Raw genomic sequence first — 12,316 nt, forward strand, 5'->3', positions numbered from 1 at the left:
ATAATGTTATTAATTATAGCATTGACAATGGCAAGGTGTAAATTATGAATTATAATTACAGAACCCTGACGCGCTATTTAAGGGCCAGACATCCCTCGTTCAGCAGCATCGCGAATAAGTTTGAGATGAGCCTCAAGGATCAAACTTCAAAAACTGAAAATTGCATGACGGCTTCCTTGATAAAAGGAGATGTAAATAGCGCTAAACGTTTTTGCTATTTAGCGTCAAAATTCTACAGCTATAGTCCTGTTTACGTTGATTGTTTACAGTCAAATGCAGTTAAAGCAGCATTGGAAGCAGATTATAAAAATCAGGTTTCAGTTGTACTGCTTAATGCTGATAAAATTAGTTTAAACGATGCTTTAAATGTTGAGCGTGCTTTGTCAGGTCGCAATAAGAGTTTTTCTGGCGCAGTTAGTCTTATTTTCTTTTTGTGCAATTTAGGACGCAATGACCCCACGCCATACAATCTGCAAGGCATTAAAGGCAGATCTAACATTTACAATCTCAATTCGGACGAGCTGATGGCCGCTTAAAAGCGGCATCACACAAATGAGCCGTCAACAAATTATTTCTATAATGTATCATTATAAATTTATAATTTGTTGACAGATAAATCATTTCGTGAAAACATACCAAAATGATAAGCCTTTTTTGAAAAAGGTATTTGACATCCCCCCCCCTGTAAGCGCCGGAAGCGCAGAAAGTGAAATAAAATGTCGCTGAGTGAATTGTTTCATAATATCGCCGTTAATTATTCAGCACTTCTGCTTTTCATTCCGTTGCCGGTTGGCTTAGGACTATTGTGCTTTCTGATTAGAGATCCCCTAATTAATAGATTAAAGAAAGAGGGCATTAGTAAACTGAATGAAATGTTGATTCATTTTATTGACTGTATAGCAATGTATTCCTTGTTGTGGTTTGGCTTTGGAATAACTTCTGCGAAGAACCCTGAGTTCTTTTATGCCGCCACCCAAGAAGCCTCGATTAAATATATATTTATATTAGCTTCAGTGATAACGGTATTAATCATTCACTCAAAAGATGAAGCCGATAAGCAAACAGGAAGTTGTTCAAAATCTTGAATGATTAGCGCGCCTTCGGGGGCGCGCCCTTCTCTTACATGAAGACTGCCCCCCCCCTGAAGCGCTGTGCGCAGGAGATTTCAAGATGCCGAACAAATCTAATGAAACCACCGAAGATTTGAGCTTTTGGTTCATATTTTCACTCGGATTGATTGTGGGAGTATTGCTTAGTTTATTATATTTTCTTGGTGATAAACCATTGGAAAATCCAACTCTTAGAATTGAAAAAACTGGTGGTGGCGAAGCGACTGTCTCAATTGGAGAATTTGCAACAACCGTTCAAATAAAGGACGGCGAATTCGTTGACGTTAAAATGCCGTTTCCAATGCGCCATAGCCTTCTAAGAGTGACAACAGATGGCGAAGCTAAAATCCTGCTTCGTTATTGCAAGCACACATTTTCAGATCAAATCGAATTCACTGGATCAAGCCCGACCAGATACTCAGCGCCGTCAATTCCTGCTGCTGATAAGAAAGAATGTGAGCATCGCATTATCAAGCCATCTTAAAAGTGCGTTGACGGGGCGCGCGCCCTTCCCCTTGCATAAAAACATAGTGTTCTAAGCGTTTAGGAGACATGAAATGCGCAATTTTGACCGCAAAGAATTCACTCGAATTCTGTCTGCTCAGTTTACCAACCACGCAGTCCTTATAAATGCATTGGCTTCTAGATTGCATGCTTCGTTTGAATGCAATTCAAAGCCCAAGCGCCGCATTTTAGTGCGTCTTGATACAAACCATCATTTCAGTTCGGAAGCCTTTGTCAAAGCCGTAGCGTGTGGGCTTGATCTCCCGTTTTTGTGCTTCGATACCGTAAGCGATGAATTCTCGAAATTTGCTGAAGATAACGTCCAGGCACCGGAAGCCGTTGTTTTCATTTCTAACTTTCACAGTTCAACGCAGTCCGTTCAGGCAGCACTCAAGCGCCTGACTTTTATCAACTCGGAAGGCATTTATTTCTTCGCTACTGATCCATTCTTGTATCGAGCGGCTGACTTTTCCGTGGAGTTTTCAGAAACTAAATAAGCATTCTTTATCATTATGCAGAAAAAGCGCCTGAAGGCGCTTTTTCTTATCAAATTTCAAAAATTGTTATATAATAAACATTTTAATATATTGACCAATGCCTAAATTAATAATACAATTATTGAAATTCACTAATTGTTGGCGTTGAGGAAGATAAGAATGAAAAAGGCGCAGATTAAAATTTTTGTCGGCCCTCATGGCACCGGAAAGACAGAAGCTGCAAAACAAATTGCAGCGGATTTAGGCATTGATTGTGTGGTTACAGATATGACCTACCGCTCTGGCCTTGATTATGCAGGTCTTGGCATCCCTGAAATCAACCCATATTTTTCAGCTCAAGCTGTCGCTGTACTAGAAGATTTTGACGGCGCAACAGAAAACGCGAAGCGCGAGCTTATGCAATATTCTGGCATTATTCCGAGCGACAACACATACCCGCCACACACGTACATTTTGACCACGCAAGCGCATGGCAAGCGGATAGCAGAATTACCCAGCTCGATTGTAGGCGGCTCAGACGAGAGCTTGCGCGGTGTGATTGAAGGGCTTCTGGAAAAATCCGGCTTTGATCGTGAATTGCTGAAAGCCGCACAGGAAATTCGTGTTTTTGGGAGTGGCGAACAATGATTAGGGTTCGTCCGCAAACGATTATTCATGTCGCGATTGCCGCTGCTGCAACTTATTACGTCTTGCAACTCTATGAATATATCAATGGTCCAGCGACCCAATCTGAACTTGGATCATACGGGATCTTCCTCATTTTCTCAGTGTTATTTTTAGTCGCCAAAAACCTTCCCTGGTTTGCAAGAACTGTAATCAGAACCGCAATTTATGCATTCATCGCGCTGAACGTGAAGCGCTTCTTTTTTAATCGAAAAGGCTAGTTTGGAGTTTGTGACATGCGCATATCTGACAATCAAAAAGCTGCAATCAGCGCGTTTTCGATCCTCATTGCTGCTATGTCGTTCGTTTTCTTTTTACTTCAACCAGCACGTGCAGAGGTTCATTTTAAGCTGCCGCCAACGCCACTTTCGTTCGCAAAAGGCATTGCTGAGAAAGCACTAAAAGAGACTAAGGACGTCTCCCGTCAAGCTGCGGATGCAATCAATAATTTCATAGCGCCTGTGCGTATTGAAGAGCAAGCCGACGCGCACGTGGTCGATTATTATGCGCAAAAGCATCTTTATAAAATGCGTGCTGCAAGCTATGGCGAAACTAAGTCAGGCATAAATGATCTGCTTGGCGGCAATGACAAAGATCGACTTGCCAGAGTTATGCTTAACGGGCTCAATCACGGTTTTATATCTTATGGTGCAATTGATTTAGTTGCGGATAGTGACGGCATTTATGAGCTCAATTATGCAAACTGGCGCATTATAAAGGCGATGCTAAAGGGCGATCGGGAAACAGTTGTATTTCCTCTTTCTGCCCGTAATGAGCCGCTGCTGCTTAAAGCCAAGGGTAAAGCCTCTTTATCATTTGCAGGCAAGGTCGTTCAGTCTGACGGCGAAAAATCCATAGTTGTTCTAAACGAAATTGAGAAGTGAGGTGACGACATGAAACCTCAGCTTAAGCAGGCCGAATTGAAAACAGCGGAAGCTGTAAATTCACGCAATTCTTCCTCAAACCAACAAGACAAAGCGACTTCTAAGCCGACCTCAAAAATTGCCGCTGGCATCTTTGCTGCTGCTCTTGCGATTGGAATTGGAGCTTATGCTTTGTGGCCGTCTGACAGCTTGAATGGCAAAGCTCAGCTTGATCTTGTGCCACAGAATGACGTCGTTCAAAGCGTGATGCGCATGCCGCTGAGTGAGTTTCAAAAAGCAGCAATGCTGGCAGACATTCATAACAAAGGCACCCAGCTTTATAAATTCGGCGTCGTAGCGGCCAATGGTGGCAACGTGCATGTCAATGTGAGCGGTTTTAACCGCACAATGCTTGCTCCTGCCGGCGTAATGGTTGTTTTTGAAGTGCCTATCCCTGCGGGTGGCGGAATACTCAATATTAATGCTCCGGGTAATGCGGTTGCGCACTTTAGAAATGGGAAAAACGCTTTTGTGAATACAGACACCATGACAATCGGGCGGTGATGAATGGGCGGTCTTACATCAAAAATTGGCGCATTCTACAAAATAAGCCCGTTCGTTTTCATCCTCATTTGCCTTTTCCTTTATTTTATAGGCGGAGCGCTGATTTCTGGCATTGCGACCAGCAATTATAGGCTTTTTCAGATTGGATTCTGGGTCTGCCTCGCGCTCGTAATTGTCGCTTACATTCACAGTGCGGGTCTTTTTGAAAAGGCTTGGCCGAAGACATTTAAACCAAAATGGAGAGCAAGTTTCATGTCCCTCGTGAGCAGATATTCAAATCCTGAAGTGCTTCAAGTTTTGATAAACAAAAAGAAAAAGCTGGTCAATTTTGATATCGATGATTTCACCACGAGAGTAAATGAGGGGCTCATTGGACAAAAAGCGGTCGTGCAGTCGATTGCAGAAGTGCTTTATCTGCGTTTTAGCATGCTTCGGTCAACCACCGCCCTGTATGTCACAGTTTTGGCTGGGCCTCCGAGCGTCGGAAAAACTGAGGCCGGTAAGCAGATTGCAAAAGTGCTAGGCTACGATTTTAAGCTGATCGATATGTCTCAATACAAAGACTTAAACAGTTTTGGTGGATTGATAGGCAATCAAGATATTTATCAAGGCTCGGAAAAACCTGGTGAAATAACCGGACAGCTCGAAATTAATCAAAAAACTGTCTTCATACTTGATGAAATTGATCGCGCACATAAGAAGATTTTTGATATTTTCCTCATTCCCTTCAATGAGGGGCATTTCATCAACGGAAAAACCGGAAAACACATTAGCTGCAAAGAAGCTATATTCATTTTTACCACTAATAAAGGACACGAAAGAATAACTGACGCTCGCAAGGGCAACCCCGACGAAGACAAACTTGCTGAAATTACTACTCAAATTCTGATCGAAGAAGAGTTTGATGGTGCCCTGCTGTCCCGTCTTGACAGTGTGGAAACGTTTAACATTTTGGCCGACGAAGATGCGGCTGAAATTGTTGTCCTTAAAATCAACAGCCTGGTTAAACAGTATGGCATGGAGCTTGAGGACAGCTCTAAAGCGTTAGATCCACACGTTATAGCTAATGCGCTTGAGAGAATGGAAGCTCTTCAAAAATCGAAGGGTGTTCGCGGGTTTATGAAAGTTTTGGAAAAAACAATCGGCAAAAAGCTCGCTGACGCGACGAAAGTTGATGCAAAGACTGTACGCTTGATCATGACTGGTGAAACGTTAAACGACGTGGATCTTGTCATAACAGAGTATCAAGACCATGCGGCTGAGCAGGCAGCAAAACCACAAAGAATGACTCCGAGCGAACGTGCACGCGCTGCCGCTGAGATGCGAGGTGACTGATGCTCGATGTCATCACGCGGTCCCGATATGTTACGCTTGCAGCTTACGGCACCTGCATTTGCGGTTTTATGCTTTACATGGGCGAGCCTCCAGCTCCCCCTGAGCATGAAAAACAAGAGCAAGCAACGCCGACCGCGCCGCCTCAGGACATTGGCACAGCTGACTATCAGTCTCCGCACGGAACTTATGAAAAAGAGACTTCAGCGCCAGTTTCAACCCTACCGCCGTCATCCGTTGCCGAACCCGTTGAGCCTGTTGAGCACGTCAAGCCAGCTCCACCACCAAAGCCTAAAATTTTAGACCTATCGAACGACGATGACGCTCCAACCATAAACTTTAAAAAGTCATCCGAACCAAAATATGACTTTCAAAATTGAATTTAGCTGAAGGGAAATAACATGATGAAAACAATAGCAATTATCGCCGCATCAGTGCTGTTTTCAGCAAGTGCATTTGCGCAAGCGCCTGTTGATCCTTTTACGCAAAAATACTTTCCAGAAAATTTAACGGAGGATCAAAAAAAGACTTTAGAAGCGGAGAGAGCCGCTACTAATGACAACGGGTCAGCCGCACAAAAAACTCAGAAGGAAGTCAATCTCTCAAATGATGAAGGGGTCTCAGAGCCTGTTGCAGCGCCAAAGCCGGCTGTGAGAGAGGCTCCAGCCACAAACGAAGGCGGCAGTTTGTTTCCAGCGGATACGCTTGGCGGCGCTCAAATAGGCGGTAATCAAGCAAACGATAGGGCAAGCAAGAAAGCGCCCATTGATTTAGATTCTGGAGAGGATGACGAAGTCGAAAAGCCAGAACAGCCGAAGAAGCAAGCGACGGTTGATATAGAGCGCGGCAAGTGGCTGCTACGCACCTATGCAGGCTATGAAGGTGTACAAAAGCAGCTTGTAATCAGAGATGAGCCTGATACGTGGGGCAGCGCGGTTATTCCTGTAGCCACGCCATTCAATTACGAAACCGCAATCCAAAAGGGTAAGGCGATTGGCGCAAAAGCCGGTCAAAATGATCCTTTAAACAACATTCTAGTCGTCTATGATGGGGTTTATTATGCGTCCCAAAGTGGTCGTTACAGTTTCCAGTTGAATTACAAGACGACTGCGCCGCGCAGTTCTGCTGACATCGAGTGCGGATCTGACCTTGAGATCGCGACGCTGAAGGGCGCTGAATACAATAATCTAGCGTCAATGCGTGTCGTATATGCGCCTCAAGGCGGCGGCAATATTTCTCCAGCGTTAGGTAGCGCCAACCTGAAGAAGGGCTTCTTCAAAGTTCGAATTAAGGCCGCGTGTCAGGTGAATAGGTTTGGAATTAAGTTTGAAGATCAAACGTTTGGTGTGCTCGTTAAGGGGCCGAACGACAACGATTTTTCAAACCTGACGCCAAAAAATATTGGCTACCTGAAACAGGTTGAAGTTGAAGACGATGACTCTTGGCCGACTGAATAATCGAAGTTAGAATCTGCCGCGAAGAACGCGCAAACCAAATGCGCTGTAGTGATCGGGGCAGGTTTTTTCAGGAGGAGTGAAATGATAAAGAAGTTGAGCCTTCTTGTTTTTAAAACTGAAGACCGTCAGCCGGAGCGGACACTGATCCGGCATTCCGTGCAAATGCTGGCCGAAAAATACGGCCTAGTTATATGGCTTGATGGCGAAGCGATCATGTTCGATTTTATTGACGCTGTGCTCAAAAGTTCAGATGTTTTTGAGCTTGCGGAGTGGAATGCGCGTCATTTGCTAGAGCCTAAGTTTGCGCGAATTGAAGCTGGAACGGTGATCTATATTACAACGTGCGGCGGCTCAGAACTGCATCAGACTTACGTAGGTAAAAAGTCAGAACAGTGGCGTAAAAAATAGAAATTATGAAAATTCGTTTTGAAACAAGGTATTTGTATTATAATCAAATGTAATCAATTTGGGGGATTACATGTATAAGCTATTTGGGGCGATCGGGACGGCATTTTTATTTTTGGCAACGTCGCCAAATGTTTCATTTGCAGCAAAAGATCCATTCGTTGGTGAGTATCAGGGCACATGTCCAGGTGCTCAATGCTATTTAGAGATTACTAAGAAAAAAGGGAAAAACTACGACGTCGTTTTTACCGCGCGTGATCGCATGAATTACAAAAAAATTCTTTGTAAGGCAGTGATGAAGATGGAGCGTGGACGTCTCGAATTTAACCCATCGTGGAACATTGAAGATGGTCTGTCGGGTCCATACAAAAGTGACAACCTTGCTTATATCGAGCCCGGATATGGCGTCATGCTACTGAAAAATCTTGAGAAATGCGGAAAATTTGAAATTGGCGGCGAATTCAATGAATACGGCGATTAATCGGTAATGCGTAAAATTCATAGGTCTGCATTTAAGTTAGTGTTTTTTGTTCTGTTTGTGATTTTTGGCTCTAGCTTTGCTTCATACGCATCGAATGAGCCTAATAATTACGGAAAGATCGGTGAGTGGGATATAGAGATCAGTGGTAACAATGCCTACTGTTCAGCAACAAATTGGACTAGAGCTGCAAGACTTGGGATAAATGTTGGAAAAAAAGTGAACATGTTCGTGTTTCTTCCAGATGATAAATGGAAGAAATCGAAGTTTCAAAAAGGTAAGAGAGTACCAATTAGTTTAAATTTTTCGGATGGAACAAGAATTAAGCTGAGCGTACTCGCGATGGAAAAAGTGATGTTTTTGATTGACGACGATTTGGACAACATCATTACCGCAGCGATGAATTCTGACAGCTTGTATATTCCAGAATTTAAAGGTTTGTATGATTTGTCTAGCTTTACAGAAGCCGCAAAAATGGCATTCAAGTGTTCGAAGCTGCACAATTAGTAGTGCGAACTCAAATAATAGTTAGTAGGTCTGCAAAATGAAAAAGAGCCTAGCGGCTCTTTTTTTGCTTATCTATTTTGGTTTTCAAATAATCGATTATTTACTCATCCCCAAATAATAATCGTTCCAGCTTCTCCTTTGTCGGAACTTCACGTTCGAGTATCATTTTCATTATGCAGGATCGAAGTAATATAAACGAGGCAACGAGATCATCTTGAACATGTCTCGGTTTTCCATGTGCGGCGGATGACCGCTTATCATAGAGTTTAGCGATATTTCGTTGCGCTTCCAGTCTTGCAATACCTGGTTTGTGAAGATAAGCGGCAATTAATGCCGAGACGCGGAATTTCAACTCTGATGTCGATGGAGAAAATAAAGCCTCTAACGCACCCCATAGAGAAATGAGAGCGAGAGCATCATTCTGAATAAATTGAGCGGCATCAAGGGCTGCTGATGCAACTCGAAACTCTTGGTGCTTTGAACGTAATTCTATAGCTGTTTCAAAATGGGATTTCACCCAACCAATTGTTTGAGAAGCCTTCTCACCGCCTGCATTCATTAATGGAATGAACCTAGGATAAACCTCCAGAGGCACCACCGGCGCAGTTGTGTCTGGAAGATTTTTGAGGGAGTCAAATGGTAGAGATGAGAAAGCGACCATGGTGATTGCGGGATCACATCTTAATCGCATAAGCGATACGATTGTTGCACCTAACCTCAGAGCTTCGACGCGGTCGTTATCACCAGTTAGTGGTATTGATATTTGCGCTGTAATATCATGCGAAGAGCCTCCAGATGTTGCTTTCCAAGGTCCAGGATGAGGCCCACCATTTAATGGTTTTGCGAAAGCTAACATCATGGGAGACATTAGATGCGCAAACGTACTTTCCACTAATATCCCTCGGCTAAGTACCAAGGACCGAGAACCCAGATCTAGGTTCGACAAACCTATATAAAGATATGCTTCCTCTACCAAAATCGCCTCTCTCTGACCCGTAAACTATCCTACGAGGTAGTTTTAGAGAAAATTATTGAGTGAAGCTAGGAACAGCAATCATAATACAACCGACAATGTTCAAAACTAAAGCCATATTCATCAAGTATCGACGTGGCATTTATTTAAGACATCTTACGCGATTGCGTTGAAAAGGTTTTTGTCTCGTTGGATTTTGGAGATTTCTAGCCAACTTAGCAGTCAGCTTTACTGCGTCGAAAGTCCGGTCAGATCGCTCGGCGAAGCCATGCGGACTCAACAGCGACCTCTTTACAAATGCGCTGTGCTGATTGGAATAGACAGGCCGATCTATAGTCCCAAATCACCAGTCCATTCATGTCCTTTTTCATCTTTATATGCTCTGAAGGACTTAAATTCATTTTGAATTTTCTCATCTGACTTAAAATAATGATGGAGAATTTCGCAGGACAGCAGAAGGGTCGCAATGAAACAGTCCAGCGTTGCAGCTAGATCTATCTTAGTTGGCTGATCGAAAATCACAATTTCTGCACCTTCTGCTTTTTGACGGAAATGTCGATCATTCAAGGCACGAATATTGTTATGGCTTTCATTGCATAGACTGTTGTAAATTGAGCGATAAATTTCTTCCATGCCAGCCATTTTGAACTTTTCGAAGTTGGTCAGCATTTTGCTTGTGGCAAGGCATTTCGCCAGCTCACTCTTGTGATGAGCAAGTTGCTCTTCAGCATCAACGTTATTTTTGAAAAAGGCTAAAAATTGATTTTCACCTTTTAGGCCCTCTTCTGTAACCCTGATCCACTCTTTATGATAAACGGCCCGCATCGAATTCATATATGTTGCGTCGTTAGCCAAATTGATTAGGTCAACATGGGCTTCAAGTGTGGTGCGCAGGATTACATCGACGCCTGTAAATACGCCGGATTTCCTGAGAATAATGGCGCTGTTCGTCATCTCGATGATAGTGGCATACAGTGATACGAGGGTGCGATTATGCTCATTATCTTTATTGAATTTGAGATGTGGAAGATTTCTCACTGAAGCGTCGTAAATGTCTAATAGCAAACCAAACATTCACTTTCGCTCCGTTCTTGAAAACCCTGAAAAAGCCCAACCACACGCCGCACCAACAATGAGCAATGCGATTGGCAACCACAATGCTGATTGGACGAGTAGCCAGAGATTTTCCAATCGCTTGTTATTTACTTCTCTGTTGCGGGGCTGGACAAGCTCCGCTTCAACTCTTTGGATCAGGCTTTCAGTCTTTTCACTCGGCAAGTCGTTTGGAATGTGAGCTATAATGTTATTCGCAAATTTAATAGTCGTGAAAGACAATATAAAATTCATCCATTTATCAGGATCTTTTTCATCTTGATGCAGCTCAAATTTCCCAATTTCTGAGGAATAGCGATATTCTTTTTGTGGGATCTCAGGTGAATTAATTTCGTGAAAATGTTGATACGTCATGGTCCCGATCCAAGCGACAGATAAAACAATCCATATGCGAAACAAGCCACGCCTAAAATTCATATTATTTCCCCCGCCAGTATTTTTATATCAGCCGCATTAACTGTACCTATAAAGTCGTGAGCATCTGTTTTAAAGATGATGCGTTAAATGAATTTATGGCCAATAATATCACTGAAAGTTGCACTTAATTCTGGTGATATTTTTATCGTGAAAATTGCAATCAGCGTATCATTTGGGGAGTTCTTATTTGTCAAAGCCACTATCCGCACAAATCGATTTCGCAAAACGTTATCTCACAAAGGATTCAACGTTTACCGCTGCGTCTGCGATTCAACGCTTAGAAGAACTGATTGAAGACATACGTGATGTCACCAAAGTCTTGCAGCCAGTTTTAAATGAACGATTCGTGCCGAGCTTTTTTGAATTCACTTCGTATTATAAAGTTGGGTTTGTAACGTGCTTAGAGTGGCACGCGAAGTCTCGACTTTACGATATGTTTTGTTTCGATCCAAAGACCATAAGATCCGATGATCTCAAGCAAGCGACTTCGAACGAAAAGCTCATTAGCATGATTGCTGAAGGGCTCACCATCCCTCATTTGCTCGCAGGATCAATGAGTATCAGCACAAAGGATAGCTACATAGCAGCAATGGATCGTGTTCTCTCAGCTATTGGTGCTCAGAAATCTCATATGTCCTCAATTCTGAAGAAAGATAAGAACGGTACGACAGTCGGCCAGGTTCTAGAAGAACTCTACATATACAGGAATGACCTTGTTCATGAGATCGGGCTTCAAACGATCGGGCATCAAAACATTCGGGACTACACCAGCTTTGAAGAAGCGTTAGATGTTGGTGAACGAGTGTTGGGAATGATCTTGGCATTGGAAAATGTTCTGACAAACGCGGCTCCGGTGGAATTTCCAAATAAGCTTGATCACAGCGGAATTCCCATAAGTGAAGTGGATGTCCTCAATAAACTCATCGCGTCCATGGAAAATAAAATCGAGGAATCTGTCTCGGCTGACCAAGACGAAATATTGCCGTTAGAAGCATGGCAGGACGAAGTATCCATGAACCGAACGATGCGAGATAAAGAACTGCAATTTATTGACAGCATCAACATTGCCGGCAGTCGCTATTATGATACCAGGCCTTACATACAGGCGATGCTGCTCAAACAAAGAATTCAGTACCTGACTCTCCTATCTGAACAACTGCTCTAGTCGCGGTCGCTTCACAAATTGAATGTTTATAAATTATGTCGCAGTTTTAAAATTTGCAGAGCTCTGACGTTACAGATCCAAAAAAGTTAACCATAACAGTTCACAGACGGTCCCCCATGAACTGAAAGAGGTGAGCAGTGGGCAAATATCCATACCGATTTTTGACGTATCAGATGTTGGATATGCTTACATAGCAGACATTATGTATTATTTTCTAACTCGACTATTAGTCTATGTTCTTAATTCACTTACTCCGGTTTCCAGTCCTT

At 43.0% G+C, this 12,316-nt stretch carries 18 protein-coding genes; 15 read left to right on the plus strand and 3 right to left on the minus strand.

Annotation, left to right across the window (positions count from 1 at the left end; genetic code table 11):
• Window positions 1-44: 44 nt before the first annotated feature.
• The 14 genes from CEV31_RS12565 (at window position 45) to CEV31_RS12630 (ending at window position 8,379) form a co-directional block, all read left to right on the plus strand.
• Window positions 45-536, plus strand: a complete 492-nt coding sequence (locus CEV31_RS12565; RefSeq protein WP_143850932.1) for a hypothetical protein — start codon at window positions 45-47, stop codon at window positions 534-536.
• Between the two features lie 180 nt (window positions 537-716).
• Window positions 717-1,085: a hypothetical protein gene (locus tag CEV31_RS12570; protein WP_094507420.1), complete on the plus strand. Its 369-nt coding sequence runs from the start codon at window positions 717-719 to the stop codon at window positions 1,083-1,085.
• An 85-nt stretch (window positions 1,086-1,170) separates the two neighbouring features.
• Window positions 1,171-1,593, plus strand: a complete 423-nt coding sequence (locus CEV31_RS12575) for a hypothetical protein (protein ID WP_094507421.1) — start codon at window positions 1,171-1,173, stop codon at window positions 1,591-1,593.
• Window positions 1,594-1,666: 73 nt separating this feature from the next.
• Window positions 1,667-2,110, plus strand: coding sequence for a hypothetical protein (locus CEV31_RS12580; protein ID WP_094507422.1), 444 nt, complete (start codon window positions 1,667-1,669; stop codon window positions 2,108-2,110).
• Window positions 2,111-2,269: 159 nt separating this feature from the next.
• On the plus strand, window positions 2,270-2,737 hold the full coding sequence (locus CEV31_RS12585) for an AAA family ATPase (RefSeq protein ID WP_094507423.1): 468 nt from the start codon (window positions 2,270-2,272) through the stop codon (window positions 2,735-2,737).
• A complete protein-coding gene (locus CEV31_RS12590; RefSeq protein WP_094507424.1) occupies window positions 2,734-2,994 on the plus strand; it encodes a hypothetical protein in 261 nt (86 codons plus the stop codon). Before CEV31_RS12585 ends, CEV31_RS12590 begins: the two co-directional genes overlap by 4 nt.
• Window positions 2,995-3,009: 15 nt before the next feature.
• The gene (locus CEV31_RS12595; protein WP_094507425.1) at window positions 3,010-3,657 is read left to right on the plus strand and encodes a hypothetical protein; all 648 of its coding nucleotides are present in this window, start codon (window positions 3,010-3,012) and stop codon (window positions 3,655-3,657) included.
• Between the two features lie 9 nt (window positions 3,658-3,666).
• Complete coding sequence (locus tag CEV31_RS12600; protein ID WP_094507426.1) at window positions 3,667-4,200, plus strand: hypothetical protein; 534 nt, start codon at window positions 3,667-3,669, stop codon at window positions 4,198-4,200.
• A 3-nt stretch (window positions 4,201-4,203) separates the two neighbouring features.
• A complete protein-coding gene (locus CEV31_RS12605) occupies window positions 4,204-5,535 on the plus strand; it encodes an AAA family ATPase (protein WP_094507427.1) in 1,332 nt (443 codons plus the stop codon).
• Window positions 5,535-5,912 (plus strand): hypothetical protein, encoded by a 378-nt coding sequence (locus tag CEV31_RS12610; protein WP_094507428.1) that lies wholly within the window; start codon window positions 5,535-5,537, stop codon window positions 5,910-5,912. The genes CEV31_RS12605 and CEV31_RS12610 overlap by 1 nt, the downstream gene beginning before the upstream one ends.
• A gap of 21 nt (window positions 5,913-5,933) precedes the next feature.
• Window positions 5,934-6,989 (plus strand): hypothetical protein, encoded by a 1,056-nt coding sequence (locus CEV31_RS12615; protein ID WP_094507429.1) that lies wholly within the window; start codon window positions 5,934-5,936, stop codon window positions 6,987-6,989.
• A gap of 81 nt (window positions 6,990-7,070) precedes the next feature.
• Window positions 7,071-7,397 carry a hypothetical protein gene (locus CEV31_RS12620; protein WP_094507430.1) on the plus strand — a complete coding sequence of 109 codons (327 nt, stop codon included), beginning with the start codon at window positions 7,071-7,073 and terminating at the stop codon, window positions 7,395-7,397.
• Between the two features lie 70 nt (window positions 7,398-7,467).
• Window positions 7,468-7,875 (plus strand): hypothetical protein, encoded by a 408-nt coding sequence (locus CEV31_RS12625; RefSeq protein ID WP_094507431.1) that lies wholly within the window; start codon window positions 7,468-7,470, stop codon window positions 7,873-7,875.
• A 6-nt stretch (window positions 7,876-7,881) separates the two neighbouring features.
• Window positions 7,882-8,379, plus strand: a complete 498-nt coding sequence (locus CEV31_RS12630; RefSeq protein WP_094507432.1) for a hypothetical protein — start codon at window positions 7,882-7,884, stop codon at window positions 8,377-8,379.
• 100 nt (window positions 8,380-8,479) lie between these two features.
• On the opposite strand, the gene CEV31_RS12635 is transcribed toward CEV31_RS12630, so the two are convergent.
• From CEV31_RS12635 to CEV31_RS12645, 3 genes are all read right to left on the minus strand, one after another.
• Window positions 8,480-9,271, minus strand: a complete 792-nt coding sequence (locus CEV31_RS12635) for a HEPN domain-containing protein (protein WP_143850933.1) — start codon at window positions 9,269-9,271, stop codon at window positions 8,480-8,482.
• Between the two features lie 411 nt (window positions 9,272-9,682).
• Window positions 9,683-10,426: a DUF5677 domain-containing protein gene (locus tag CEV31_RS12640; RefSeq protein WP_094507434.1), complete on the minus strand. Its 744-nt coding sequence runs from the start codon at window positions 10,424-10,426 to the stop codon at window positions 9,683-9,685.
• Window positions 10,427-10,819 carry a hypothetical protein gene (locus tag CEV31_RS12645; protein ID WP_094507435.1) on the minus strand — a complete coding sequence of 131 codons (393 nt, stop codon included), beginning with the start codon at window positions 10,817-10,819 and terminating at the stop codon, window positions 10,427-10,429.
• Window positions 10,820-11,069: 250 nt separating this feature from the next.
• Between CEV31_RS12645 and CEV31_RS12650 the strand changes: the two genes are divergently transcribed.
• A complete protein-coding gene (locus CEV31_RS12650) occupies window positions 11,070-12,047 on the plus strand; it encodes a hypothetical protein (protein WP_094507436.1) in 978 nt (325 codons plus the stop codon).
• Window positions 12,048-12,316 lie beyond the last annotated feature (269 nt).

The sequence above is a fragment of the Brucella thiophenivorans genome, from assembly GCF_002252445.1.
Lineage (GTDB): Bacteria > Pseudomonadota > Alphaproteobacteria > Rhizobiales > Rhizobiaceae > Brucella > Brucella thiophenivorans.

What these genes read in the sequence shown, in the direction of transcription:
- CEV31_RS12575 (WP_094507421.1), top strand. Translation starts at nt 1,171, where the DNA reads ATGCCGAACAAATCTAATGAAACCACCGAAGATTTGAGCTTTTGGTTC.
- CEV31_RS12610 (WP_094507428.1), top strand. Translation starts at nt 5,535, where the DNA reads ATGCTCGATGTCATCACGCGGTCCCGATATGTTACGCTTGCAGCTTAC.
- CEV31_RS12645 (WP_094507435.1), bottom strand. Translation starts at nt 10,819, where the DNA reads ATGACGTATCAACATTTTCACGAAATTAATTCACCTGAGATCCCACAA.
- CEV31_RS12590 (WP_094507424.1), top strand. Translation starts at nt 2,734, where the DNA reads ATGATTAGGGTTCGTCCGCAAACGATTATTCATGTCGCGATTGCCGCT.
- CEV31_RS12585 (WP_094507423.1), top strand. Translation starts at nt 2,270, where the DNA reads ATGAAAAAGGCGCAGATTAAAATTTTTGTCGGCCCTCATGGCACCGGA.
- CEV31_RS12615 (WP_094507429.1), top strand. Translation starts at nt 5,934, where the DNA reads ATGATGAAAACAATAGCAATTATCGCCGCATCAGTGCTGTTTTCAGCA.
- CEV31_RS12565 (WP_143850932.1), top strand. Translation starts at nt 45, where the DNA reads ATGAATTATAATTACAGAACCCTGACGCGCTATTTAAGGGCCAGACAT.
- CEV31_RS12580 (WP_094507422.1), top strand. Translation starts at nt 1,667, where the DNA reads ATGCGCAATTTTGACCGCAAAGAATTCACTCGAATTCTGTCTGCTCAG.
- CEV31_RS12570 (WP_094507420.1), top strand. Translation starts at nt 717, where the DNA reads ATGTCGCTGAGTGAATTGTTTCATAATATCGCCGTTAATTATTCAGCA.
- CEV31_RS12625 (WP_094507431.1), top strand. Translation starts at nt 7,468, where the DNA reads ATGTATAAGCTATTTGGGGCGATCGGGACGGCATTTTTATTTTTGGCA.
- CEV31_RS12605 (WP_094507427.1), top strand. Translation starts at nt 4,204, where the DNA reads ATGGGCGGTCTTACATCAAAAATTGGCGCATTCTACAAAATAAGCCCG.
- CEV31_RS12620 (WP_094507430.1), top strand. Translation starts at nt 7,071, where the DNA reads ATGATAAAGAAGTTGAGCCTTCTTGTTTTTAAAACTGAAGACCGTCAG.
- CEV31_RS12600 (WP_094507426.1), top strand. Translation starts at nt 3,667, where the DNA reads ATGAAACCTCAGCTTAAGCAGGCCGAATTGAAAACAGCGGAAGCTGTA.
- CEV31_RS12630 (WP_094507432.1), top strand. Translation starts at nt 7,882, where the DNA reads ATGCGTAAAATTCATAGGTCTGCATTTAAGTTAGTGTTTTTTGTTCTG.
- CEV31_RS12595 (WP_094507425.1), top strand. Translation starts at nt 3,010, where the DNA reads ATGCGCATATCTGACAATCAAAAAGCTGCAATCAGCGCGTTTTCGATC.
- CEV31_RS12640 (WP_094507434.1), bottom strand. Translation starts at nt 10,426, where the DNA reads ATGTTTGGTTTGCTATTAGACATTTACGACGCTTCAGTGAGAAATCTT.